Raw genomic sequence first — 23,915 nt, forward strand, 5'->3', positions numbered from 1 at the left:
TGCCCAGACCGTGGTGATCCAGACCGAGGTGTCGTTCATGCCCTTGTACAAAGGGCAACCCACCTTGGGCGACATCGATGTCGAGCTGCGCAGTCAGGGCTTCGTGCCGCACTGCTTCGCGGCCATCAAAAAGTGGCCGATTGCTCCCTGCGTGATCAACAACAATCCGCGCCAGGCGCTGAATCAGCTGCTGGAAGCCGACCTCGTGTACGTGCGGGATTTCTCGCGACCCGACGCCATGAGCGACGAACAGTTGAAGCATCTCGCGCTGATTGCCCACCACTGCTACCGGTCCATCGACCTCACCTTGCGATGCGTGATGTTGCTGGAGCAGCGCGGGGCGTTGGCGCTGGGTTCGCAGCAAGCGTATTTGACGAGCTTGGCGCAGAAGTAACGAACCCTGGAGGGCAGGCATGAACGCCCTCCAGATTGCCTACGAAGGCTGCCCGCTCTGTGGTTCCGAATCGACTTTGCTGGGTGCGGCCAATTGCACCAAGCACGGACTCTGGCATTCAGCACTGCCGGATACGCTCGAATGGATGCGCTGCAGCGCCTGCAACCATGTGCATACCCGGCACTACTGGAGCGAAGCAGGCTTAGCAGAAGTGTTTCGCAACGCGCACGCCAACCAGCTTGCGGGTGGCACAGCCAGCCCCGATGCGAAACGAGCCACCTGGGTTCCGGTGGTCGAAAAGGTGATACGCGCGTTGGGCGGCTACCAAGTGTGCTTTGCGGGATCGTCGCCCGTGTGGGTGGATGTCGGCTGTGGCGATGGGACGCTGACCATGACCGCGGCAGACTATGGTTTTGCAGCGGTTGGGCTGGATGCAAGACAGGAGACCGTCAGCCGGATACGGCAGCTGGGTTTCCGTGCTGAACAGGGTGACTTCATGAAGATGAAGTTCGAAGGCCAGCTGGATGTGCTGTCGATGATGGATGTGCTCGAACACATTCCCTATCCGCGCGATGCCCTGCGCAAGGCGGCACAGTTGCTGCGCCCGGGTGGCGTTATCGTGATCAGCTTGCCGGACCTGACTTGTTCAAGCTGGAAAGTCATGGACGCGGCCAAGGCCAATCCTTACTGGATAGAAATCGAGCACCACCACAACTTCAGCAGACAGCGTCTCGTAGCTTTGCTCAAGGAATGTGGGTTCGACATTGCGGACTTCTCGGTCCCTCATCGCTACAAGGCGCAGATGGAGATTTATGCGGTACGAGTTTGATGGGCCGGGTGCATTGAGCAACTTCGCTGAGAGGATGTTGCCTGTATGAGCGAGGCGCTGTTGCTTGACCTGCAGATCGAACTGACCGAACTCGCCGCCATCGAAGCCGAGTCCATCGGCTGGTTGCCGCTGGGCGACGACGCCTACCTGCATGTGGGCAAGCCGGACGAAGAAGAGATCGTGATCACCGTGGTGGGCGTGCCGGATGCCGGCATGGCGGGGGTGAATGTGCTGTTGGTGGGGTGAGGCGAAAGGAAACAGGAATGATCGATTTGGTGATTGGCCCGGTTACAGAATGGCTGGTTAAGAAGGGCGCGGAAAAAATCCAGAGTTCGGCAGAGTTTCAGCATTCGCGCCAAGCTATACGGGAAGCCGTTTTTCGCGAGATCCGTTTCAACCAAGCGTTGATTGCAGAAGTGCTGGACGGCAAGGCGGAAGATTCGGCAGCTTTGGCCAAGTGCATCGCTGAAGAAATGGATTTTTCCGCCTTTTCAAAGCTTGAGGACTCCTTCGTACCGATCAGGCTCTTTTTTGATGGCACCTGTCCTGATGTGAGAGATAAAGCTGACGGCTCCTACCGCGAGTGGTCGTCGCAGTTGAAGTCGGAGGCTGAATGGGTTGAGCGTATCTACTTGCGTAGCCGAATTCTTCGGGCACGTTGGCGTAGCGGCCAGCCCCAAGGCGAGAAAAGTGTTCGCTATGTGAAGTGGCTGATGGCGCAATGGCTCAAGAACCTACAACCGGCCGCTACCTCCTAATTCAATAAGGCTTCTGCCCCCGCGAGATAAACCGGTCGTAGCTATCCTCCACCGGCTCCTCGTCCTCATCCCGCCGCCGCCAGCGCTTCTCCGCCTCCGGCATCACCAGCAAGGTCAGCGTGTAGCCGTAGTTGCCGGCCACCTTGGTCATCTCGGTGATCGGCATCTCGGCCGGCTCTCGCGGAAACCAGACCTTTGCCCGGGTATTGTGCGACTGCGGTCTGCCAGTGCAATTTCGGCTGTGCGCCAGCGCTGACCGGGGCAGTTCGATGGTGTTCTTGCGCGTCGCAAAGAAGGCACCGGACTTGAATGCCGCCTCGTTCGATGACGCCCACAGCATATGGTCATCGCGGCTGGCCACCAGCACGGCACGCTTGGGCGCAATCTCCAGCCAGCGGATCGCGGCAGCCGTGAGCGACACCCCATACCGGTCGGCACAATGCCCCAGCAGGTCAAAGCTCACGGTCTCGCCATCCACCTGTCGCCGGAAATCATCCAGCGGCATCAGCAAGGTGGTGGCGAAGTCGTCAGCTTCCTTCTCGATGTCCCGGCTGCCTTTGCCCTCGCCACTGGTCTCGATGTCACCAGCGCCGCAGGCGAACTCCTCCTGCTGGTGCCGATGCAGCAGGTAGTGACCGAACTCGTGGGCGACCGTGAAGCGCTTGCGGCCCTCGGAGCTCACGGCGCTGTTGTAGAGGATCATCCACTTGTCGCGCTTTTTGTTGGCGGCCAGCATCCCGTCGAAACTGTCCAGATCTTCGCCTTGGACCTTGGCAATCGGCGCATCGCGGAATCGCTGCTGGCTGTACTCCAGCGCAACGTCCTCGACCGGCACTGGGAAGCGATCCGTGCCGAAGACCTGGTTGAGCAGCTTCGAGATGTCGTTGGCCTCGGCCTTGGGGCGCTTCTGGTCGGTCATTCGTCGTCGTCCCAGGCGTCCAGTATCTTGCGGATCTGCTTTTTGGTGCTCTCGGGCATCGCCTTGTACTTGCGGAAGAACGCCTCATCGACGACCTCGGCATCCGGGGAGGCGGTGGTGTGGCTGAGCAGGAACTCGGTGGTCACATCCAGCGCCGCTGCGAGCTTGCTGATCTTGTCGGCCGACGGGTTGGGATCGTCGCGGTTCTCCAGTTCCCAGATATAGCTCTTGCTGGAATCGGTGAGCTCGGCCAGTTGCTCAAGGCTCAGTTTCTTTTGCTGGCGCAATGCGCGCAGCTTGTCACCCAGGGGGGAAGGCACCGCAGTCTCCTGTTGTCGGTTTGCACAAAGCCTAAGAATATACCACTGCACCGAACGAATACGCACCTGCTTGACAAACCCATCAGGCATCAGAAACAATCCTGATCAAGTTCGGTGTATCGAACGAATATATCGAACGAAGTGGGTCGGCAGAGTGTGGTGACTCTACCGGCCACGGGATTCGGCCAGGGTGCGCCAGGGAACAATCGGACACACGAGGCCATGTTTTTTGAGGAGACAGCACACACCATGGCCGCATTCAATTACCGAGACCTCATCCGCCAGGTGCCGCCGCGCAGCTGGCAGTTCTACTTCCAGGCCCGGGGCATGGCACTGCCCGAGGGGGCTGACTGGGCGCAAGAGGCCGAGTCCCTGCACAAGCCGATTCTGCAAGCGCTGGAGGCGCTCCCAGAATCCCAGCAGAGCCCCCTCTATGCCGAGCTGCGCCGGGTCAAGGCGCTGGCGAATCAGCGTGGCATCCAGGCACTGAGCAACGCCGTGCCGTTGGGCGATGCGATGCTCGAGGACTTCGAGCACCACGCCAGTGACGCCGAGCGTGCCTTGTGGGCACTGGCCAACTGGCCCCAGCGCTTCGATATCGCCGAGGCCTTCCTGCGTGCTAATGCACAAGTGGGTGGCCGAAGCTGGCGCCGGCTCTACCTGCCACCGGCGCAGGTGCTGCATTGTCAGCCCGAGGACATCGATGGCCTGCGCAAAACGCTCGCCCTGGCCTTCACGCCGAAGAAGGGCCGTCCGCGTGCCTGCGAGATCGATGTGCTGACGCGCCACCTCGATGGCGGTGTGCAGCTGGACATCCGCATCGAGGACAACCTGCAGCGCAGCCTGGAGTTCGGCCCGGATGATTGCACCATCTGGCGCGATGTGCGCCCACCCCTGTCGATGACGGCGATCCTGTATCCGGCCAACGGTGTCATCGACCTATTGGTGCCTGGCGGTAACTCGGCGCGCAAGAAACTGCTGGCGCCACTGGGTCAGTACGTATTCCGCAAGCCCATTGTGCCCATCGCCGTGCCACAGCCGATGTTCCTGCTCAACCGCCTGCGCCAGGGCGTGTGGCCCGATGAGCACAGCGGTCTGGACCTGCGCGACTATGGGGTGGTCATGGCGCGGCTGTCTGAATGCCGGGTAAGTGCAATCCAGCCGCCAGCCTGCGACTTCATCATCAAACCGCCCGGCGACAAGGACAGCCCCGACGCACTGGCGTGCGTGCGCGCCAAAAAGACCGATGTGCTCATGAGCCAGGGCTTCGACATCCTCGATGCGGTGGTCAGCCTCTACTTCGAGCCTGCCGACGGCGCCAAGCAGCACCGGGTGCTGCACATCCGCGTCAAGCCGACTGGCATGGCCAATTTGCGCGAGATGGAAGAGGCCGACGTCCACCTGGCAGAAGCCCTGCTGCGTGCCCTGGGCGTGATGCAAGACCCACCCACGCCGGTGGCAGCCGATGAGGCCGTGACCGACAGCGAGATGCTGTGAGCGAAGGCCCGATCAACGCACCCGCACTGGCTGAACTCTGCGCCTTGCTGGAGACGCCCGGCCAGCAGCTGTTGCCGGATGGGGTGGGGCTGGGCGGACGCGCTGTGCTGTACCAGCGTCTGCGCGACTGCGAGGCGTTGAGCCTGGCTGTAGAGGTGGTGCCCGAGGTGCTGTGCCCGGATTGCCGCGAGCACCGGGTGCAACCGCAACCGCTGGCCGGTGCCTCTGGACGCTACCGGGCGCTGTGCTTTGAGTGCGGGGAGGTGGAACTGCCCAAGGCGCAGGTACGGCTGTGGCAGGCCCATCCGGGCAAGGTGGCGGATTGGTTGCACCAGGCCTTGGGATTGCGAGGTCGTCACCCCCTTGCCGAACTCATCCCGGGCGTGCTCTGGCACCTGGGGGAGCTGGAGATTCGCCGCCACCGGCGCAGTTTCTTCTTCGGCTGCCGGCTGGACAGCGCCCCTGTGCAGGCACGCGCCAAACTGGCCGAGTTGGCTGCACCTGGCGCCGAGGCGGTGATCACCACCACCGAGGCGGCGCTGCTCAGGGCCTCGCCCCTGGCCGACTGCCGCGTGATTCCCCTGCGCGCGGTGGCCCAGCTGCGCAAGGGGCATCTCACGCTGGAGCCGCTTGACGGGTATTTCGATGGCCTGGCGCCGCCCGTGACCAACGATGAAACCTCACTGCGACTGCTGCACACCCGGCGCGTCGTGCTGATCGGCGGCGCAGAGCACAAGCTCTCGCCGCAGGTGTATGGCTTCCTCAAGGTCCTCGAAGACGCCGATGGCGACGAGGTGCACAAGCGGGGGATCGCGCAGGCCCTGGGCATCTCGGAAACCTTCCGCTATGCCGACATCAAGAAACGCCACAAGGCGGTGTTCGACACCTTCGTGCAATCCGACGACAAGGGCCACTTCTGGCTGCGCCCGGAGTTTCTGATTCTGGAAAGGGGGTGAGCCAACGCCAAGAGAGCCGATTGAATCTGTTGTTTTTAACCCCGAACTTTGAAAAGGACCATGCCATGGCCGGAAAGAACCAACACGTTGTACCCCGAGATGATGCCTGGGCTGTGCGCGGCGCAGGCAACAGCCGAGACACCTCACATCACCGCACGCAAGCCGAGGCCGAGCGCGCCGCACGCGAGATCGCCATCAATCAGAAAAGCGAAGTCCTGATCCATGGCGAGGATGGGCGTATCCGTGAGCGCAACAGCTACGGCAACGACCCCCACCCACCCAAAGGCTGATCGCTAACAGCACCACCCCACGAGCCCGGACTGACCCTCCGGGCTTTTTTACGTCTGTGGGCAACTTGCCCACCCCTTTGCCCACCCCCTCGTGGCATCCCTGAGGCGCCGCTTGTCACCCTTACTCCCGGCTCAACCGCTACCAATCCCCTGAATCCATCGGCTTCTCATTGACCCGCCCGTCCGGCATCGGCCTGACGGGCTTTTTTGCGTCTGGGCGGTGGCGAACCCCCTATTTACCAAATCTGCCCACCCTTTCCGTCCACTTTGCCCACCGGTTTGCCCACCCCCTGGTTGGGACCATGGCCCTGCAATTTTGCACATGACAACAGGAGCCAAAACGTGAGCATCAAGCACCTGAATCAACGCCAGCTGGCCGAGCGCTGGGGCGTGAGCGAAGCCAGCCTGGAGCGCTGGCGCACCGAGGGCATTGGCCCGATCTTCCTGAAACTGCAAGGCCGCATCGCCTACCGCCTGGAGGACGTCGAGGCCTTCGAAGCGCAGAACCTGCACAAGAGCACGACCGAGCGCGTCAGCGCAGGAGGTGTGGCATGAGCGCACGCCTGAATGCCGGGGTAGGCACGAATCTGCCCACCGGTTTGCCTACCCCTTTGCCCACCCCCCTGGCAGCCGCGCTGGAGACCTCCGGCGTCCATCTGCCGATCCCTTACCTCGACCTCTCCGCCCAGGTCATCCGCGACCTGCCGCTGGAGAACGTCGCTGCCCTGCAGCGCTTCATCAGCGAGGCCAAGTCCGAACTGGCCACCCTGTCCAACCTGGTGCAGGCCGGCCTGGAGCTGCGCTACGCCGATGCAGCCAAAGCCCAACTGCTGGCCAAAGACCAGGACACCGGCACCACCCACATCTTCGACGGCGACTTCGACATCACCGTCGAGATCGGCAAGGACGTGAAGTGGGAGCCCAAGGGCCTGACCGAACTGGTCGCCAAGATCGAAGCCACCGGCGGCGATCCGCGCGAATACGTCGAGATCAAGTACAGCGTCAGCGAGGCCAAGTTCAAGGCCTGGCCGCAGACCTTGCGGGCACCGTTCGAGGCCCTGCGCACAGTCACGCCGAAGGCACCGAAGTTCGTGCTGCGCCGCCTGGACACGACTGGGGAGGGTAAGTGATGACCACTGCCTTTCCCCTGCATCCAGCCGCCGAGCTCTTCCCGGTCATGGATGAGGCGGCCTTCGCAGCCCTGGTGGCGGACATCGCCGCACACGGCCAGCGCGAACCGATCCTCGTTCTGGATGGCCAGGTCATCGACGGTCGCCACCGCCTGCGCGCTTGCGAGCAACTGGGACTGGACCCCCTGGTGCGTCAGGTCAGCGCCGACGACGGCGACCCCTTCGGTCTGGTCGTTTCGCTCAATCTGCATCGTCGGCATCTGAGTGAAGGGCAGCGCGCCATCATTGCAGCGCGTTTGGCCACACTGCCTCATGGCAGGCCTGATGCAAATGCGCAAATTTGCGCATTTACCCAGGACGAGGCGGCTCAGCACCTCAAGGTCTCTCGACGTACTGTGCAGCACGCACGGGCAGTGCTCGATCATGGCATTGACGAGCTACAGGCCGCAGTCAAGGGTGGCGAAATTTCAGTCTCAGCAGCGGCCGAGCTCTCTCGTTTGCCCGCCGACACCCAGCGCGCAGCCCTCACCAAAACGCCCGAGGAGATCCGCGCCATCGCCCGCGAGGTGAAAGCGCGCATCAAGGAGGCTGGCGTTTGCGGTCCCTCGGCCGTGAAGATCTTCGATCAGGTCGCCGCCGACCAGCACCTCTCCGGCATCGAGCAGTGCGCCGTGGTCGAGGTCATCAAGGCCGAAGAACCGCCGCTGCCCACCCCGTCTGAAGCCAAACGCATCGCCCAGCAAAACCGCACGCTGGTGCTCGGCTCCGATGGTCGCTACCACGGCCCGGAAGTCTCCCCCGAGTCCGCCCTTGCCACCGAACGGTGGCTGGCGCTGCGCGAAGGGCTGGAGTCGCTGTGCCGTATCGACACCGACCCGGAGTCGCTCATCGACTGCGTGCCGCATTACCAGCACCAGAACCTCTCGGCCTGGCTCGCGCAGGCCGTCCCCCTCATCACCCGTTTCGACCAAGCCTGGAAAGGAGCTCGCCATGCGTGATCCCGTCATGAGCCTGCTGCGCGAAGCCGTGCGCGCAGAAATCAGCAACGCCTTCGAAGTCATCGGCCATGCCCGCCCGCGTGAGGTTGCCCGTGTCGTCTGCGCCCTGCACCCGAGCGATGTGCAGAGCATTGGCGCCCGTCTGGCCGAGGACGCCCTGACCGACATCGCCCGACGTGAATTGAAGCGCCGCCCCAGCAAAAACGAGCGCACCCAGATCACGCTACCGGGCATACCCGATGCCCTGCAGGCGCATCTGCCGCCAGCCATCAGCGTGCCGCCACCGGGTGTGGAACTGGAGTCGGTGGATGACGAGGGCGTCATCTACAAGCCGCTCGCCCAAGCCACCTTGGCCGACGTCGATGCGCATCTGGCACTTCTGGGTGCCCAGATCAGTGCGGACACTCGTCGCCACCGGGCGCTCAAGGAGCTGCGTGACCTGGCGCTTGCTGCCGGTGCCACGGATGACAGCCCGCTCTTGGCCACGCTCTCGTCGGCCGATCTGTTGATGACGGAGGTGGCGTGATGGCATTCCCGATCATCTCCGCCGATCAGCGCCTGGCCGAACGCCACGGCGTCAAGCTCGTCCTGCTGGGCAAGAGTGGTCTGGGCAAGACCACCCAGCTCAAGACGCTGCCCGAAGCGAGCACCCTGTTCGTCGATCTGGAAGCCGGCGATCTGTCGGTCAAGGATTGGCGCGGCGACTGTGTGCGCCCCAAGACCTGGCCCGAGTTCCGGGATCTGGCGGTGTTCCTCGCCGGCCCCAACCCGGCACTGCCGGCCGAGGCGCCGTTCTCGCAGGCGCACTTCGACCATGTCTGCCAGCAGTACGGCAGCCCGGAGCAACTGGGCAAGTACGACACCTACTTTGTCGACTCGATCACGGTGCTTTCACGCCTGTGCCTGACCTGGGCCAAGAGCCAGCCGGCGGCCTTCTCGGATCGCACCGGCAAGGCGGACCTGCGTGGTGCCTACGGCTTGCTTGGTAGCGAAATGATCGGAGCCTTGACCCATCTGCAGCACGCCCGGGGCAAGCACGTCGTCTTCGTGGCGATCCTCGACGAGGTCACCGACGACTTCAACCGCAAGGTGTTCGCGCCGCAGATCGACGGCGCCAAGACCAGTCTGCAGCTGCCCGGCATCGTCGATGAGGTCATCACCTTGGCTGAGCTCAAGACCGACGAGGGCGAGGCTTACCGGGCCTTTGTCTGCCACACGGTCAATCCCTGGGGCCTGCCCGCCAAGGACCGCTCCGGCCGCCTCGATCTCGTCGAGCCCCCGCATCTCGGTCAGCTGATTGCCAAGTGCGCCCAGGCGCAGAGCGCGGCGCGAACGGCGTCTGCGCCCCTGACCACCGCATTGCCTTCTCTCAACGAATCCCACGCATCCCAGGAGTAATCCGCCATGAGTTTCTTTGACTTCAACACCGCCGACCAACAGCAATCGTTCGATCTGATCCCCAAGGGCACGCTGGCCCGGGTACGCATGAGCATCAAGCCGGGCGGCTTCGACGACCCGAGTCAGGGCTGGACCGGTGGCTGGGCGACCCAGTCCCATGACACGGGGGCCGTCTATCTCGCCTGCGAGGGCGTGGTGATGGAAGGCCCGTTCGCCCGCCGCAAGGTGTGGTGGAACATTGGCCTGTATTCGGCCAAGGGCCCGACCTGGGGAAACATGGGCCGCACCTTCGTGCGCGCGGCCTTGAATAGCGCCCGCAACATCCACCCCGGCGACAACAGTCCGCAGGCCCAGGCCGCGCGTCGCATCAGCGGCTTCGGTGACCTCGAAGGCCTGGAGTTCGTCGCCCGCTTCGACATCGAGAAAGACGGCCGGGGCGAGGATAAGAACACCATCAAGTCGGTGATCGAGCCCGATCACAAGGACTACGCCGCGATCATGGGCGTGGCACCCAGGGGCAATCCGGGCGGTGGCCAGTCCGGTGCACCGGCGGCCGTTGCTGCACCGGGCTACACCCCGCCTGCGCCTGCAGCGCGTCCGGCATCCTCCAGCGTCCCTGGCGGCAAACCCGCCTGGGCACAGTAAGGGGAGGCCATCACCATGATGCTGCGTCCCCGACAAACCCAACTGGTCGAGCGCACGCTGGCGGCGCTCGGTCAGCACGGCAACACGCTGGCTGTCGCCCCGACCGGGTCGGGCAAGACCATCATGCTCTCGGCCGTCACCGGCCGGGTGCTGACCGAGCCCGATGCCAAGGCCTGCATTCTTGCGCACCGTACCGAGCTCACCGGGCAAAACCGCGCCAAGTTCTCGCGGGTGAACCCGACGCTCACCACCTCGGTGGTCGATGCCAATGAGAAATCGTGGCAGGGCCACGCCACCTTCGCCATGGTGCAGACCCTGTCGCGCAAGGCCAATCTCGAGCAGATCCCGACCCTGGATCTCTTGGTGATCGATGAGGCGCACCACGCGACCTCCCCGAGCTACCGGGCCGTGATCGAGCGTGCCCAGCAGAAGAACCCGAAACTGCTGCTCGCGGGCCTGACCGCCACCCCCAACCGGGGCGATGGCACGGGCCTGCGCGAAGTCTTCAGCAACGTCGCCGACCAGATCACCCTGGGGGAGATGATCGCCGCCGGGCACCTGGTGCCACCGCGCACCTTCGTTCTGGACGTCGGTGCCCAGGAAGCCCTGGGCAAGGTGCGCCGCACCGCCGACGACTTCGACATGAACGAGGTCGCGAGCATCCTCAACAAGGCGGTGATCAACGAGGCCGTGGTTGCGCAGTGGAAGGAGAAAGCCGCCGGTCGCAAGACCATTGTGTTCTGCTCGACGGTGGCCCACGCCCTGGATGTCTGCGTGGCCTTCAATGCCGCCGGTGTGCCAGCCGGGTTGATCCATGGCGAGCTGCCCGATGCCGAGCGCAAAGCCTGCCTGGCGGCCTATGAAACTGGCGATGTGCAGGTATTGGTCAACGTCGCGGTGCTCACTGAGGGCTACGACTACACCCCCACCAGCTGCGTGGTGCTGCTGCGCCCCAGTTCCTACAAGTCCACGCTGATCCAGATGGTGGGCCGGGGGCTGCGCACGGTCGATCCGGAGGAATTCCCCGGCGTGGTCAAGACCGACTGCGTGGTGCTGGATTTCGGCACCGCCACCTTGATGCACGGCAGCCTGGAGCAGACCGCCAAGCTCGAAGGTAAGCCAGTACTAGAACCCCGCTTCAAGGATTGCCCTGACTGCGGTGCCGAGGTGCCGGCCTCGGCCGATACCTGTGCGCTGTGCGGCTACGAGTGGCCCGAGGATGTTCCCCGCACGCCGCTGGCGAAGACGCGCACGCCGCTGGAAGACTTCGTGATGAGCGAGATCGATCTGCTCAGTCGCTCGAACTTCCTGTGGTGCGATCTCTTCGGCATGGACGACACCCTGATGGCCACGGGCTTCAACGCCTGGGGTGGCGTCTTCTACCTGGAGGGGCAGTGGTACGCCGTGGGCGGGGCCAAGGGCTATCGGCCCCACCTGCTGGCCGTAGGTGACCGCACGGTATGTCTGGCCAAGGCTGATGACTGGCTCAACGAACATGAGTCTGAGGATTCCGCGCACAAGAGCCGGCACTGGCTCAAGCAGCCGGCCACCGACAAGCAGCTGCAGTACCTGCCGCCTGAGATGCGCACGGACTTTGGTCTGTCGCGCTACCAGGCCTCGGTGCTGATGTCCTTCCAGTTCAACAAACGCGCCATCCAGCGTCTGGTGATGGGGGCCGGTGCTGCCCGTGCCCAGCACGAGATGTTTGCCGAGGAGGTGGCGTGAAATGCCTCATCTGCACACGACACGCGCGTGGCCTGGGCCACAGCGACAACCGCTTCAAGCTGGGCGAACCACGTCGGTACCCGATGGACTGGACGTTCTGCAGCCGGCGGTGCCAGGACGCATTCCATGCGCGCTACACCGCCTGGCTCAAGACCGATCCGAAGCTGGAGGACGTGCTCATGGTTGATCCGACTGAATTCGAGCAAGCGGCGATGCGCCAGTGCCTGCGCTTCTTCGGCGAGGCGGCTGGTGAGATCGGCTTCGACAAGCCCTTGGGTCACTACAGCGAGACGGAAGCCTTGGCGGTGATCGAGGCCATCGTGACGGCCTGGACCGAAACGATGGTCGCGCACCACGAGGCGAGCAAATACCCAGCCGTGCGGGGCCTTGAGCCTTACGAAACGACGGCGGCACTGCCAGCCGCAGGGAGGGTGTGATGCTGGACTTCAATTCCACCACCACCTTCTCCGAGCGCTTCGAGGCCTTGATCGATGCCGGGCTGCAGGCGCGCGAGCAACAGCAGGCACGCCGGCAGTACCTCGGGGCCTCGCGCCTCGGGGTCGCTTGCGAGCGCCAGCTGCAGTACGAGTACGCCCAGGCGCCGGTCGATCCGGATAAGGGCTTCTCGGGTCGCATCCTGCGCATCTTCGAGCGGGGCCATCGCTTGGAAGACGCCATGGTCGGCTGGCTGCGTGCAGCGGGCTTCATCCTGAAGACCGAAGGCAAGGACGGGCAGCAGTTCGGCTTCTCGGTGGCCGACGGCAAGTTGCAAGGTCACTGCGACGGCGTGTTCGTCGGTGGCCCCGAGGGCTTTGCTTACCCGGCGCTGTGGGAGTGCAAAGCGCTGGGCAGCAAGTCCTGGAACGACCTCGCCAAGAAGGGTCTGGCTGCCTCGAAACCGGTCTATGCCGCGCAGGTTGCCATCTACCAGACCTATCTGGGTCTGCATGACAACCCGGCGATCTTCACGGCGGTGAATGCCGACTCGATGGAGATCTACACCGAGCTGGTGCCGTTCGACGCCGCCTTGGCGCAAAAGATGTCCGACCGGGCGGTACGGGTCATCCAGGCGACCGAGGCCGGGGAGTTGCTGCCACGCAGCTTTGCCCAAGCGGATCACTTCGAGTGCCGGTTCTGTGCCTACGCGCAGCGCTGCTGGGGAGGTGTGGCATGAGCACCGCTTTCCAGCACCGCAAACCGGCCCGGGCCACCCAGACGGTGTGGGTTGAGCGCTGGTCGCCACCCAAACCGCTGGTCGGTGTGCATCCCATCGAGAAGATGCTCAACCGCCACACCTTCCTGGTGACACCCGAGTCACGCCTGGTGGTTGCTGTCATTGCGCGGGCCATCGGTGACTGTCTGTCCTTGGGCAGAAGCGTGCGCCGCGAAGCCCGGCGCTTTGTGCTCGGCGATGACCTTGGCCTGTGGTGCGACCTCGTCGGCTTGCATCCGGACTTCGTGCGCTTCGTGGCACGCAAGGCCGGCTACCTCGCCGACGAGAAGGCGCATTGGCAAAAAGTACCCATGAGGGTGCCGATCAAGGCTCACGTCCTGGCCCCAGACCCTGATCCCGGCATTGCCGCCAGCCACGAGACCGTGCGCAGCAGCGCCATTGGTCCTTGCGCGGCGATCCCCTGCGCGGCCACCCCTTTGAACACTTCTGGAGAAACTTCCCATGCTTGATTTCAACGACATTCCACCCGCCGCAGGCGGTCCTGTGGACCTCAACGCTCAGCGCGATGAGCTCAAACGTGAACTGCTGGCGCGGCTTCCAGCGGTGCTGATGGCACTGTTTCCGGCCGGCAAGATCCGTGGCAACAAGTTCCTGATCGGCAACATCCAGGGCGAGGCGGGCGATAGCCTGGAGATTGCGCTCGATGGCGACAAGGCCGGTCTGTGGCACGACCACGCCACCGGTGAGGGCGGTGACGTCTTCGACGCGATTGCCATCCACCACGGACTCGACACCAAGCGCGACTTCGCTGCCGTGATGGAAACCGCCGCCCGGCTGGTGGGCCGCTCGCTGGCCACGCCGATGCCCACTCGCTCGGAGGTGCCAATTGATGCACTCGGGCCGCACACCGCCAAGTGGGACTACCTCAGCGCATCGGGCGAGCTGATCGCCTGCGTCTATCGCTACGACCCGGAGCCCGGCAAGAAGGAGTTCCGCCCCTGGGATGTACGCGCCCGCATGTGCCGCGCCCCTGATCCCCGGCCGCTCTACAACCTGCCCGATGTCTCGCGCGCCGACAGCGTGATCCTGGTCGAAGGCGAGAAGTGCGCCGACGCCCTGATCCGCATGGGCATCACCGCCACCACGGCGATGAACGGCGCCAAGGCGCCCATCGACAAAACCGACTGGCGTCCGCTGGCGGGCAAGGCCGTGCTGATCTGGCCAGATCGCGATGCGCCCGGCTGGGACTATGCCGAGGCCGCCGCGCGGGCCTGCGTCAGTGCCGGTGCGGTGTCAGTCGCTATCCTGGTGCCGCCCACGGATCGGCCGACTGGCTGGGATGTGGCCGATGCCGTGGAGGAAGGGTTCGACGTGCAGGCCTTCCTCGACACCGGCGAGCGGCGCATCGTCAAGGCGGCGCCGAGCCTCTTGCCGACTTACAGCCTGGGCCATCTGCTTGATGACGATTCGCCCCTGCCGCCGGATCTGATCGAGCCGCGCGTGCTTACCCCGGGCGGGATGCTGGTCTTTGGCGGTGCGCCCAAGGTGGGCAAGAGCGATTTCCTCTTGTCTTGGCTCACCCACATGGCCGGTGGTGCGGCGTTCCTGGGCATGCGCCCGAGCCGTCCGCTGCGCGTCTTTTACCTGCAGGCCGAGGTGCAGTACCACTACCTGCGCGAACGGGTGAAGGGCATTGCGCTGCCGCCCAGCCGCGTCCTGGATGCGCGCACGCACTTCGTGGCCACACCGCAGCTGCGCCTGATCCTCAACGACGAGGGGTTGGCGCAGGTGATTCCGGCAATGGAGCGCGCCTTCAACGGATCACCGCCGGATGTGATCGCCATCGATCCGATCCGCAACGTCTTCGACGGCGGCGAGGGTCAGGCCAGCGAGAACGACAACGCGGCGATGCTCTACTTCCTGTCGCAGCGGGTCGAGCGTCTGCGCGATGCGGTCAATCCCAGTGCCGGCATCATCCTGGTGCACCACACCCGCAAACTCGGCAAGAAGCAGTTCGAGGAAGACCCCTTCCAGGCCTTGGCCGGGGCCGGCAGTCTGCGCGGCTACTACTCGACCGGGATGCTGCTGTTCCGTCCCGACGAGACCCGCACGCCGCGCGACCTGATCTTCGAGCTTCGCAACGGCGCGGCCATCCCGCAAAAGCACATCGACAAGATCGAGGGCGAGTGGCGCGAGATCAACCCCAGCGTGCGCCTGGCGATGCAGGACTACGGCGCCAAGCTCGATGCGGAGCGCCGGCGCAAGCGCGATGTGATCCTGCAGATGATCTTCGATGAGGCAGCCGCCGGGCGTTGCTACCTCTCCAGCCTCTTTGCCAAGACCTTCGAGAACAAGGGCGGGCTCGGTGGCATGCGCAGCATTAGTGAGCGCATCGCGGTGCTCGCCGCCCAGGGCTACATCAAGTTCTTCCGCAACGCCCAGGACTATGGTCTGCCGTCCTGCAAAGGCAGCAAACACGGCTACCTGTGCGTCGAGGACATGCGCATCAAGCGGCCCCTGGGCGAGCCCGATCCGGTCAGCGGTGAGGTCACCGAGACGAATCTTCTGGTGCTGCCGACCCACTACGTCTGCCCGCAGACCGGGGTGCATCTGCCGGTCGAGAACCCGAACGTGTGGGTCTATCAGGAGGACGTCCAGCCATGAAAAACCTCGTCCATCCGCCTCTGAAAAACGGCCCCGAACGCTGCAAAAGCTCGGAGGTTTTTTGCAAGCCTTCAAACCTCCAAAACGCAACTATCAAGGAAATCAACAGCTTGCAGAGGATGTGCAGTAACCGTCCTCATGACCTGCAGAGGATGTGCAAGACCATGAAAACCCAACAACGACAAGGACTTACGGCATTTGAGGACCACCACTGCAAACACCCCCCTGGTTTACACCAGGGGGGGAGTAAATCCCCCCTGGTGTTAAACCGTGGTCCTGCAAAGCTCCAGGCTGTGCATCGGATTGCCTTTGCCCGCTGCCCTGAAATTGGCACTGTCTTGATGCTTGAAGGCCAGCGCTATGTGTTGGTCGACTGCACACCCCATACCAAGGCCAACGGGCAGCCGACGATCTTGTTGCATTGGGAAAGCCACTGCCCAGACTGCGGTGCCACCTTCCTCGTCAAGACCGGCCTGAAAGCCAGTGCGATCAATCGCCGCTGCGAACAGCATCACCGGATGGGTGTGCCGGTGGCCAAAGGCAGTAAAGCGTGGCGAGGAGGTCGGAAATGAACACGAGCATTCTGGCCCTGGACCTGGGCACGACCACCGGCTGGGCCTTGGTCAGCCGCGACGGACTCATCAGCGGCGGCAGCGAATCCTTCAAGCCGCAGCGCTTCGAAGGTGGCGGAATGAGATACCTGCGCTTCAAGCGCTGGCTCACCGACATCAAGCAGTGTGCCGATGGGCTCAACTGGGTGGTGTTTGAGGAAGTCAGGAAACACGCGGGTGTCGATGCGGCCCATGCCTACGGCGGCTTCATGGCGCACCTGACGGCCTGGTGCGAACACCACCAGATCCCGTATCAAGGTGTGCCGGTGGGCACGATCAAGAAGCACGCCACCGGCAAGGGCAACGCCGGCAAGGCGGAGATGATCGCGGCGTCCAAGGCGCGCGGCTTTGATCCGGTCGACGACAACCACGCTGATGCGCTGGCGCTGCTGGACTGGGCGATGGCCCAAGGGGGTGTGGCATGAGAACCAGCACCGCTTCCATCCCCTGCGCCCTCGGGCGCCTGGCGCCAGCGTCACCCGCCAGCAGCGACGAACTGCGCGCGATGCGTGCGGCGGCCTGGCACAAACAAGGCATCGTCGTTGTGCCGCTGGACGAGATCTTTGATGAGTGGGATCGGGCGTTTCTGTCCGGTATCGCCACCAAGCTCTACGGTGCGCGTACTGCGGCTTCCCGCAAGAGCACACCTTGGGCCGAAGGCGAGGTGATCGACCGAGGCGATGGTGAGACCTGGACGGTGATCGCCACGACACCGAGGTGTGTCACCGTGCAACGCAGCCGCGACGGCGCGCTGGCGACCCTCGGGCAACTCGGGGAGGCACGGCCATGACCAAGAAGACGCAACGCGCCAAGGCACGTGCCGAGAAGAAGCCACGCATCGGCGAGGAGCACATCCGCCCGGACGGCAGTGTGATCCGCTACGTGCGCGAGGAGGACGATGACCAGAAGCCGGTTGACCACTACCGCACCGTGGACACGCTGGCGCTGATGCTCAGGAACGGCAGCATCACCGGCGCGATGCACGATGCCGGGCAGCAGTTCTCGCAGGACTTCGCGCGGGCGTTTGGCAGCGGTGTCGCCAGTCCCAAGCTCGATGGTCTGCCGGGTGGTACAGCGCCTGGGCAGATGATGGTCGAGAAGAACGCCGGCGCTGCCCGCTCGGTGCGGGAGGCACTGGATGCCGTGGGCGGCAGTGGCAGCCCGGCGGGATCGGCGCTCTGGTATGTGGCCGGGCTGCAGATGTCGATCCGCGATTGGGCATTGCGCGATGGCTGGAACGGCAAGCGAGTCGAGAAAAACGAGGCCAAAGGCATCCTGGTCGCGGCACTCGGCGTGCTGGCTCGGTACTACGGGTATGAGCATTCAGGATCACGTCCGCACGGACGTGGCGCTCTGACCACCAGACTATCGCCTTGAGTGCAAAGACCCTGGCCAAAGACGGTCAGGGTCTTTCGTTTATTGCGTTTGTCGTTTATTTCGTTTATCATCGCAGACCGGCGCACGAAACAGCCACCAAGGAGAGCACGATGACCACGACCCAACTACCGCAGACGATGCCTACGGCCGAAGAGGTGGCGCTGGCTCGCGAGAGCGGGCGGGCGCTGTCGGCCTACCTGCAGATGCGCTCTGAAACCCAGCAGATCGAGATATTCGATGACAAAGGGACGGCGCATCCCGTGCGCGTTCCGATGTCGGCACTGCGTCTGCTGGTGGATGTGCTGACCGAAATTGGTGAGGGCAACGCGGTCAGCATCATCCCGGTGCATGCCGAACTGACCACCCAGGAGGCGGCTGATGTTCTCAACGTATCGCGCCCGCACCTGGTGAAGCTGCTGGAAAGCAAGGAGATCCCGTTCCACAAGACGGGCACTCACCGCCGTGTGCGCTACCAGGATGTGATCGCCTACAAGGAGCGCATCGATGCCGAGCGCCGTAAAGCCCTGGATGCACTGGCCGAGCAGGCGCAAGAATTGGGACTGGGGTACGAATGAGTTCGCACTTCACGGTCGTCTACGACGCCTGCGTGCTTTACCCCGCGCCGCTGCGGGATCTGCTGATGCGGCTGGCGCTTACGGACCGGTTCCGTGCGCGCTGGTCGGATGCCATCCACGACGAGTGGATTCGCAATCTCCGCAAGCAGCGCCCCGAGCTCGATCCTGCCGCTCTGGAAAAAACGCGCACTCTGATGAATTCGAGTGTGCGCGACAGCCTGGTCGAAGGCTTCGAGCACCTGATTGCGGCCATCGAGTTGCCCGACCTTGATGATCGGCACGTGGTGGCGGCGGCCATTCACAGCGGCGCTGAAACCATCGTCACGTTCAACCTGAAGGATTTCCCGTCTGGTGCGCTGGACCGCTACAACCTGGACGCCCAGCACCCGGACGACTTCATCGTTGATCTGTTCGACTTGCACCCCGCATCGGTTCTACAGGCATTGGCTGAGCAGCGGGCCTCCCTGAAAAGACCACCCAAGACCGCTGACGAGTTTCTCGACATCTTGCTCAAGCAGGGGCTGACGCAAACCGTGTCCATCCTCAAAGACTGGAAGACAGCCTTCTGAAAATTTTCTGCACGGATTCCAAAACCCCATTGAATCCCGTCCGGACACAAGGTACATTAATCCCGTACTGCTAATAACTGCGCCCACCCGATTCGTTCCGGTGGGCGTTGTGCTTTCTGGGCCTGGCTAACGCCATGCAGCCCATCTTCTCCTACCCTGGAGACTCCCCCATGAAAATCCTCATCACTCGCCCGGTGGTTATCACCGGCGACGGCGGCACGCGTTCGTTCGTCCCTGGTCTGACGGTCGAGGTCGATGCAGCCACCGCCGAACAGATCCTGGCGCAGCAGGCAGGCATCGTTGCCGAGCCTGTTTCAAACACCGAAGCGCCAGCCACTCCTCGCCGCCGGAAGTCCGCCGATGCTGAAACTTGACCTCACCGCTGATGTGGCCAAGGCGACCGAGTACCTCTCGGATCTCGCCCAGCAGCACGTGCCCAACGCTGCCGCCAAGGCCCTGACTCGCACGGCGTTCGACGCCCGTGATGCGGTGCGTGACGGTCTGCCCGAGCGCTTCAACCTGCGCCGTCCGTGGATCAGCCGGGGCATTGGCGTCACACCTGCCAAGCCCCGCACGCTGATGGCCGAGGTGTGGTCGCGGGATCGATTCATGGCGGCGCAGGAGACCGGCGGCTCTCACCCCGATGCGCGACCCATCCCGGCCGGGCGGTTGCGTGAGATGGCGCAGACCCGTGTGATCCCCAAGAGCCAGTGGCTCGACCAGGTGAAGAACAAGCCCACCGTGTTTTACCGGGCGGGCATGGTGTTCGAGCGCCGGGACGAGCGACGCATCCTGGCGCTGTACCTGCTGCGGCCCAAGGCCCAGATCAAGGTGCAGCCGCGCTTTGGCATGGCCGAGACGGTCAGGAGCGTAGCACTGCGTGAGTACCAGCGGCAGATGGAGCGGGCGCTGCGGGAAGAACTGGCGAAGGCCCAGTGATCGTGGCTGACACATCTGACGGGTCCTCCCGGGCCATCTAAAAAGCGGGGGACGCGCCAACCACCCGGCTTGCCTAGCGCCAGCGACAAAAAGAGGTTGCCAGTTGCCACCCAGGTTTCCACCCGTTTCCACGCCGAGGTGATCCACCCCTGACGATTGATTGACCCGCCCGGCCCGGAGGAATGCGATGGGACTGTCCATCCGGGCCTATGCCCAACACCGTGGCGTGAGCCACACCGCTGTGGCCAAGGCCATCAAGGCCGGGCGCATCAGCAAAGAACCCGATGGCACCATTGACCCTGCCAAGGCCGACGCCCAGTGGGCGCGCAACACGCTGCCGTCGCAGAACCTGAACACCGGCGCCGAGAAGCCTGCGCCTAAGGTGGCAACCCCACCTGTTTCCACCCCGGTTTCCACGGCACCGGTTGCCAACCGCGAGTTGCAGCCGCCTCTGGAAACCAACCGGATTTCCGCCCCCGATTACCAGACCAGCCGCGCCATCCGCGAGGCCTATGCCGCGCGCCTGGCCAAACTCGAATTCGAAGAACGCACGGGCAAGCTGCTCAACGCCGACGAGGTGAAGGTCAAGCACTTCAACCTCGCGCGGTTGCTGCGTGACCGCATCCAGCAAATCCCTCGCAAGCTCGCCCCGCAGATCGTGGCGGCCGTGGTCGCGCAGCCCGACCAACGCGTGGTGGAAGACCTGCTGATGGAGGCGATCCGCGAAGCCCTGGAGGAACTCTCCCGATGACTGTCACACCCGCCATGGCCAGCCGTATCGAGATGTGGCCACTGGATCGGCTCAAGCCCTACCAGAGAAATGCCCGCACCCACTCCGATGCCCAGGTGGCGCAGATCGCCGCCAGCATCGTCGAGTTTGGTTTTACCGCACCACTCTTGGTGTCGGAAGACGGCGGAATTCTTGCCGGACACGGTCGATTAGCCGCCGCCAGAAAGCTCCATCTGGACGCCGTGCCCGTGGTGGTGCTCGACCACCTGACGCCCACCCAGCGCCGCGCCTACATCCTGGCCGACAACCAACTGGCGCTGCAGGCCGGGTGGGATCAGGAACTGCTCGCCGTCGAGTTGGCTGACCTGTCAGCAGCGGGCTTCGATCTGGCATTGACCGGATTCAGCGATGAGGAACTGGCCGACCTGCTCGGCGATATCGAAGATGCCGAACGTGCCGATGAGGCTGCGCCCATTGCCGAACCCGAAGATGAGGATATCCCGGATGCGCCGGCCACCCCGGTCAGCCAGCCGGGTGACATCTGGCAACTGGGCGCCCACCGCCTGATCTGCGGCGACTCGACCGATCCGTCCGTGGTCGCTGCCCTGATGGCCGGCGACCGGGCGGGCCTGTGCTTCACCAGCCCACCCTACGGTCAGCAGCGCAACTACACCCAGGGCATCGCCGACTGGGATGCGCTGATGCGCGGCGTCTTCGCCAACCTGCCGATGGCGGACGACGGCCAGGTGCTGGTGAACCTGGGCCTGATCCACCGCGACAACGAAGTGATCCCGTATTGGGACGGCTGGCTCGCCTGGATGCGAACCCAAGGCTGGCGACGCTTTGGCTGGTACGTCTGGGATCAGGGGCCAGGGATGCCCGGTGACTGGGCCGGGCGCCTCGCACCCAGCTTCGAGTTCGTCTTCCACTTCAACCGGCAGAGCCGCAAACCCAACAAGATCGTGCCGTGCAAGCACGCCGGCCAGGACTCGCACCTGCGCGCCGACGGCAGTTCCACGGCGATGCGCGGCAAGGATGGTGAAGTCGGTGGCTGGACCCATGCCGGGCAGCCCACTCAGGACTACCGCATCCCGGACAGCGTGATCCGTCTCATGCGCCACAAGGGCAAGATCGGTCGGGACATCGACCATCCGGCGGTGTTTCCGGTGGCCCTGCCCGAGCACATCTTGCTGGCGTACTCGGACCCGGGTGACATCGTCTTCGAGCCCTTCGGCGGCTCCGGTACCACGATCTTGGCCGCCCAGAAGACGAATCGCGTGGCCCGCGCCATCGAACTGGCCCCGTCCTACACCGACGTGGCGGTCAAGCGCTTCCAACAAAACCACCCCGACATCCCGGTGACCTTGCTGGCCACCGGACAGACCTTTGCCGAGGTCGAATCAGAACGACTGGAGAACACCGATGCAAGCCTGGCTCGCTGACAAACTGGAGCACTGGCCTATCGAGCGCCTGTTGCCCTATATCCGAAATGCCCGCACCCACTCCGAGGCCCAGATCGCCCAGATCGCGGCGAGCATCGCCGAGTTCGGCTTCACTGCGCCAATACTGGCCGGGTCGGACGGCGTGATCGTGGCCGGTCACGGGCGTTTGGCGGCGGCGCGCAAGCTGGGGTTGGCGAGCGTGCCGGTGGTGGTGCTGGAGCATCTCACCCCGACCCAGCGTCGGGCTCTGGTGATCGCCGACAACAAGATCGCCGAGAACGCCGGGTGGGACGAGGAACTGTTGCGTCTGGAGCTGGCTGAGCTGCAGGAGGCCGACTTCGACCTGGCGCTCACTGGCTTCGATGCCGCCGAGTTGCTGGAGATCATGGCGGGCGAGGAAACCACTGCCGAGGGCCACACCGACGAGGATGCTGCTCCCGAGGTCCCGGTCACCCCAGTGTCCAAGCCGGGTGATGTCTGGATCATGGGCAAGCACCGGCTGCTCTGTGGCGACAGCACTGATGACGCGAGCTACGACACGCTGCTCGGCAGCGAGAGGGTGGCGATGATCTTCCAAGATCCACCCTATAACGTGGACTATGCCAATACGGCCAAGGACAAGCTGCGCGGCACCAACCGTCCGATCCTGAACGACAACCTTGGGGACGGATTCCAGGACTTCCTGCTGGCGGCGTTTAAGCCCGCGCTGGCCCGATGCAATGGCGCGGTCTATGTGGCGATGTCCTCCAGTGAGCTCGATACGCTGCAAGCAGCCTTCCGCGCCGCCGGCGGCAAATGGTCGACCTTCATCATCTGGGCCAAGAACACCTTCACGCTGGGCCGCTCGGACTACCAGCGCCAGTACGAGCCGATCCTCTACGGCTGGCCCGAGGGGACTACCCGCCACTGGTGTGGCGACCGCGACCAGGGGGACGTCTGGCACTTCAACAAGCCGCGCGTGAACGACCTGCATCCGACGATGAAACCGGTGGAACTGGTCGAGCGCGCCATCCGCAACTCCAGCCGGCCCGGTGATGTGGTACTCGATCCCTTCGGCGGCTCTGGCACCACGCTGATCGCCGCTGAGAAGTCTGGTCGTCAGGCGAGGTTGATTGAGCTCGATCCCAAGTACGTGGACACCATTGTTCGCAGGTGGCAGGACTACGCTGGAGCGCAGGCAGTGCGTGAGGCCGATGGCGTTCGATTCGATGACCTCGTTGGCGCTGACCCCGGAGAATCGTCACGCCTCAGTGACGGCAGCGGTGTGGCGGCACTTGGGGAAGTTGGCGCAACCGAGGAAGGGGCGTCCTGCATTGGAGCCTGATTTGGCTGTGCGCTGAATCAGTGACCCACCGCATTTCGGGCAGGTTGTCGTGCTGCTATGGCGCTGCTGCAATGACGCGATGTGCGCGTTCCGGGTGGCCCAGGTCTTGGGCAACATCCCGGTGCGCAGCGCCTCGATCAGCTGGGCGACTTCCTCATCCGAGAACAGCACGGTCTGCTTGCTCTTGATGTAGGTCGCGTAGCCCTTGGTCATCACGTTTGGCGGCATCGGGGTTTTCAGTTCAGCCTCACCCCAGAACATCACCACCGAATGCAGTTTGTCGTGATCGATCCCCAGGAAGTCAGCCAGCGCCTTGGTGTGCCGGTAATTCTGGTGCAGCGGATTTTGGAAGCGATGCTTTTTGCCGAAGAGGCTCTGGGTCCACTGCTTGCTGTGCTCGTCGCCGAAGATCCAGCCCTTCATGTTCTTGGTCTCGACGACAAAAAGCCCGAAGCGCGAGACGATGACGTGATCGATTTGCGTGGTGCCGTTGGCCGTCGGAATCGTCACGTTGTTGATCGAGTGATAGATCTTGTCGTCCAGGAACAGGGTGTGCGCCACCGCTCCCTGCGCTTCCCCCAGCCAGCCTTTGAATACCGACAGCAATGACATCTTCTCTCCCGTTTGCTTCTTATGACGGGTCGATGATGC

General features: G+C 63.8%; 31 protein-coding genes and 1 pseudogene. 29 read left to right on the forward strand and 3 right to left on the reverse strand.

Features of this window, described 5'->3' with window-relative positions; all coding sequences use genetic code 11:
• From FK527_RS00005 to FK527_RS00020, 4 genes and pseudogenes are all read left to right on the forward strand, one after another.
• Nucleotides 1–394, forward strand: a pseudogene (locus FK527_RS00005) (FkbM family methyltransferase); the annotation flags it as partial.
• A 19-nt stretch (nucleotides 395–413) separates the two neighbouring features.
• On the forward strand, nucleotides 414–1,223 hold the full coding sequence (locus tag FK527_RS00010; protein WP_144728447.1) for a class I SAM-dependent methyltransferase: 810 nt from the start codon (nucleotides 414–416) through the stop codon (nucleotides 1,221–1,223).
• A 45-nt stretch (nucleotides 1,224–1,268) separates the two neighbouring features.
• Nucleotides 1,269–1,469, forward strand: coding sequence for a hypothetical protein (locus FK527_RS00015; RefSeq protein ID WP_144728449.1), 201 nt, complete (start codon nucleotides 1,269–1,271; stop codon nucleotides 1,467–1,469).
• 17 nt (nucleotides 1,470–1,486) lie between these two features.
• A complete protein-coding gene (locus FK527_RS00020; RefSeq protein WP_144728451.1) occupies nucleotides 1,487–1,981 on the forward strand; it encodes a hypothetical protein in 495 nt (164 codons plus the stop codon).
• A 1-nt stretch (nucleotide 1,982) separates the two neighbouring features.
• Here FK527_RS00020 and FK527_RS00025 read toward each other — a convergent pair whose 3' ends face one another.
• Nucleotides 1,983–2,900, reverse strand: a complete 918-nt coding sequence (locus FK527_RS00025; RefSeq protein ID WP_144728453.1) for an ImmA/IrrE family metallo-endopeptidase — start codon at nucleotides 2,898–2,900, stop codon at nucleotides 1,983–1,985.
• Nucleotides 2,897–3,220, reverse strand: coding sequence for a helix-turn-helix domain-containing protein (locus tag FK527_RS00030; RefSeq protein ID WP_144728455.1), 324 nt, complete (start codon nucleotides 3,218–3,220; stop codon nucleotides 2,897–2,899). The genes FK527_RS00025 and FK527_RS00030 overlap by 4 nt, the downstream gene beginning before the upstream one ends.
• Nucleotides 3,221–3,469: 249 nt before the next feature.
• Here FK527_RS00030 and FK527_RS00035 point away from each other — a divergent pair, with 249 nt between their 5' ends.
• From FK527_RS00035 to FK527_RS00155, 25 genes are all read left to right on the forward strand, one after another.
• Entirely contained in the window at nucleotides 3,470–4,717 is a 1,248-nt protein-coding gene (locus FK527_RS00035; protein WP_144728457.1) for a hypothetical protein, read from the forward strand.
• Nucleotides 4,714–5,673: a hypothetical protein gene (locus FK527_RS00040; RefSeq protein ID WP_144728459.1), complete on the forward strand. Its 960-nt coding sequence runs from the start codon at nucleotides 4,714–4,716 to the stop codon at nucleotides 5,671–5,673. Before FK527_RS00035 ends, FK527_RS00040 begins: the two co-directional genes overlap by 4 nt.
• Nucleotides 5,670–5,963 (forward strand): DUF2188 domain-containing protein, encoded by a 294-nt coding sequence (locus FK527_RS00045; RefSeq protein ID WP_425460387.1) that lies wholly within the window; start codon nucleotides 5,670–5,672, stop codon nucleotides 5,961–5,963. The genes FK527_RS00040 and FK527_RS00045 overlap by 4 nt, the downstream gene beginning before the upstream one ends.
• Before the next feature lie 342 nt (nucleotides 5,964–6,305).
• On the forward strand, nucleotides 6,306–6,518 hold the full coding sequence (locus FK527_RS00050; protein ID WP_144728461.1) for a helix-turn-helix transcriptional regulator: 213 nt from the start codon (nucleotides 6,306–6,308) through the stop codon (nucleotides 6,516–6,518).
• The gene (locus tag FK527_RS00055; protein WP_144728463.1) at nucleotides 6,515–7,093 is read left to right on the forward strand and encodes a fumarate hydratase; all 579 of its coding nucleotides are present in this window, start codon (nucleotides 6,515–6,517) and stop codon (nucleotides 7,091–7,093) included. Before FK527_RS00050 ends, FK527_RS00055 begins: the two co-directional genes overlap by 4 nt.
• On the forward strand, nucleotides 7,093–8,091 hold the full coding sequence (locus FK527_RS00060) for a ParB/RepB/Spo0J family partition protein (protein WP_144728465.1): 999 nt from the start codon (nucleotides 7,093–7,095) through the stop codon (nucleotides 8,089–8,091). Before FK527_RS00055 ends, FK527_RS00060 begins: the two co-directional genes overlap by 1 nt.
• Nucleotides 8,084–8,617 carry a hypothetical protein gene (locus FK527_RS00065; RefSeq protein WP_144728467.1) on the forward strand — a complete coding sequence of 178 codons (534 nt, stop codon included), beginning with the start codon at nucleotides 8,084–8,086 and terminating at the stop codon, nucleotides 8,615–8,617. Before FK527_RS00060 ends, FK527_RS00065 begins: the two co-directional genes overlap by 8 nt.
• The gene (locus tag FK527_RS00070; RefSeq protein ID WP_144728469.1) at nucleotides 8,617–9,489 is read left to right on the forward strand and encodes an ATP-binding protein; all 873 of its coding nucleotides are present in this window, start codon (nucleotides 8,617–8,619) and stop codon (nucleotides 9,487–9,489) included. The genes FK527_RS00065 and FK527_RS00070 overlap by 1 nt, the downstream gene beginning before the upstream one ends.
• A 6-nt stretch (nucleotides 9,490–9,495) precedes the next feature.
• Nucleotides 9,496–10,134 (forward strand): hypothetical protein, encoded by a 639-nt coding sequence (locus FK527_RS00075; RefSeq protein ID WP_144728471.1) that lies wholly within the window; start codon nucleotides 9,496–9,498, stop codon nucleotides 10,132–10,134.
• Nucleotides 10,135–10,149: 15 nt separating this feature from the next.
• Nucleotides 10,150–11,859, forward strand: a complete 1,710-nt coding sequence (locus tag FK527_RS00080; protein WP_144728473.1) for a DEAD/DEAH box helicase — start codon at nucleotides 10,150–10,152, stop codon at nucleotides 11,857–11,859.
• Entirely contained in the window at nucleotides 11,856–12,296 is a 441-nt protein-coding gene (locus FK527_RS00085) for a DUF6511 domain-containing protein (RefSeq protein WP_144728475.1), read from the forward strand. The genes FK527_RS00080 and FK527_RS00085 overlap by 4 nt, the downstream gene beginning before the upstream one ends.
• A complete protein-coding gene (locus FK527_RS00090; RefSeq protein WP_144728477.1) occupies nucleotides 12,296–13,033 on the forward strand; it encodes a hypothetical protein in 738 nt (245 codons plus the stop codon). The genes FK527_RS00085 and FK527_RS00090 overlap by 1 nt, the downstream gene beginning before the upstream one ends.
• Nucleotides 13,030–13,542 (forward strand): hypothetical protein, encoded by a 513-nt coding sequence (locus FK527_RS00095; protein ID WP_144728479.1) that lies wholly within the window; start codon nucleotides 13,030–13,032, stop codon nucleotides 13,540–13,542. Before FK527_RS00090 ends, FK527_RS00095 begins: the two co-directional genes overlap by 4 nt.
• The gene (locus FK527_RS00100) at nucleotides 13,535–15,697 is read left to right on the forward strand and encodes an AAA family ATPase (protein WP_144728481.1); all 2,163 of its coding nucleotides are present in this window, start codon (nucleotides 13,535–13,537) and stop codon (nucleotides 15,695–15,697) included. The genes FK527_RS00095 and FK527_RS00100 overlap by 8 nt, the downstream gene beginning before the upstream one ends.
• Nucleotides 15,694–16,269: a hypothetical protein gene (locus tag FK527_RS00105; protein WP_144728483.1), complete on the forward strand. Its 576-nt coding sequence runs from the start codon at nucleotides 15,694–15,696 to the stop codon at nucleotides 16,267–16,269. Before FK527_RS00100 ends, FK527_RS00105 begins: the two co-directional genes overlap by 4 nt.
• Entirely contained in the window at nucleotides 16,266–16,733 is a 468-nt protein-coding gene (locus tag FK527_RS00110) for a crossover junction endodeoxyribonuclease RuvC (RefSeq protein WP_144728485.1), read from the forward strand. Before FK527_RS00105 ends, FK527_RS00110 begins: the two co-directional genes overlap by 4 nt.
• Nucleotides 16,730–17,098, forward strand: coding sequence for a hypothetical protein (locus FK527_RS00115; protein WP_144728487.1), 369 nt, complete (start codon nucleotides 16,730–16,732; stop codon nucleotides 17,096–17,098). The genes FK527_RS00110 and FK527_RS00115 overlap by 4 nt, the downstream gene beginning before the upstream one ends.
• Nucleotides 17,095–17,685 (forward strand): hypothetical protein, encoded by a 591-nt coding sequence (locus tag FK527_RS00120; RefSeq protein ID WP_144728489.1) that lies wholly within the window; start codon nucleotides 17,095–17,097, stop codon nucleotides 17,683–17,685. Before FK527_RS00115 ends, FK527_RS00120 begins: the two co-directional genes overlap by 4 nt.
• A gap of 110 nt (nucleotides 17,686–17,795) precedes the next feature.
• Nucleotides 17,796–18,260 (forward strand): helix-turn-helix domain-containing protein, encoded by a 465-nt coding sequence (locus tag FK527_RS00125; protein ID WP_144729360.1) that lies wholly within the window; start codon nucleotides 17,796–17,798, stop codon nucleotides 18,258–18,260.
• Nucleotides 18,257–18,829, forward strand: a complete 573-nt coding sequence (locus FK527_RS00130; protein ID WP_144728491.1) for a PIN domain-containing protein — start codon at nucleotides 18,257–18,259, stop codon at nucleotides 18,827–18,829. Before FK527_RS00125 ends, FK527_RS00130 begins: the two co-directional genes overlap by 4 nt.
• Nucleotides 18,830–18,999: 170 nt before the next feature.
• Entirely contained in the window at nucleotides 19,000–19,203 is a 204-nt protein-coding gene (locus FK527_RS00135) for a hypothetical protein (protein ID WP_144728493.1), read from the forward strand.
• The gene (locus tag FK527_RS00140) at nucleotides 19,190–19,768 is read left to right on the forward strand and encodes a hypothetical protein (RefSeq protein WP_144728495.1); all 579 of its coding nucleotides are present in this window, start codon (nucleotides 19,190–19,192) and stop codon (nucleotides 19,766–19,768) included. The genes FK527_RS00135 and FK527_RS00140 overlap by 14 nt, the downstream gene beginning before the upstream one ends.
• Nucleotides 19,769–19,955: 187 nt before the next feature.
• Nucleotides 19,956–20,519: a hypothetical protein gene (locus FK527_RS17400; protein ID WP_144728497.1), complete on the forward strand. Its 564-nt coding sequence runs from the start codon at nucleotides 19,956–19,958 to the stop codon at nucleotides 20,517–20,519.
• The gene (locus FK527_RS00150; protein WP_144728499.1) at nucleotides 20,516–21,940 is read left to right on the forward strand and encodes a site-specific DNA-methyltransferase; all 1,425 of its coding nucleotides are present in this window, start codon (nucleotides 20,516–20,518) and stop codon (nucleotides 21,938–21,940) included. The genes FK527_RS17400 and FK527_RS00150 overlap by 4 nt, the downstream gene beginning before the upstream one ends.
• Nucleotides 21,921–23,264 (forward strand): site-specific DNA-methyltransferase, encoded by a 1,344-nt coding sequence (locus FK527_RS00155; protein ID WP_144728501.1) that lies wholly within the window; start codon nucleotides 21,921–21,923, stop codon nucleotides 23,262–23,264. The genes FK527_RS00150 and FK527_RS00155 overlap by 20 nt, the downstream gene beginning before the upstream one ends.
• On the opposite strand, the gene FK527_RS00160 is transcribed toward FK527_RS00155, so the two are convergent.
• The gene (locus FK527_RS00160; RefSeq protein WP_144728503.1) at nucleotides 23,181–23,876 is read right to left on the reverse strand and encodes a nuclease-related domain-containing protein; all 696 of its coding nucleotides are present in this window, start codon (nucleotides 23,874–23,876) and stop codon (nucleotides 23,181–23,183) included. The two genes, FK527_RS00155 and FK527_RS00160, sit on opposite strands and share 84 nt — an antisense overlap.
• Nucleotides 23,877–23,915: the final 39 nt, after the last annotated feature.

It is taken from the genome of Extensimonas perlucida (genome assembly GCF_007655255.1).
Taxonomy (GTDB): domain Bacteria; phylum Pseudomonadota; class Gammaproteobacteria; order Burkholderiales; family Burkholderiaceae_C; genus Extensimonas; species Extensimonas perlucida.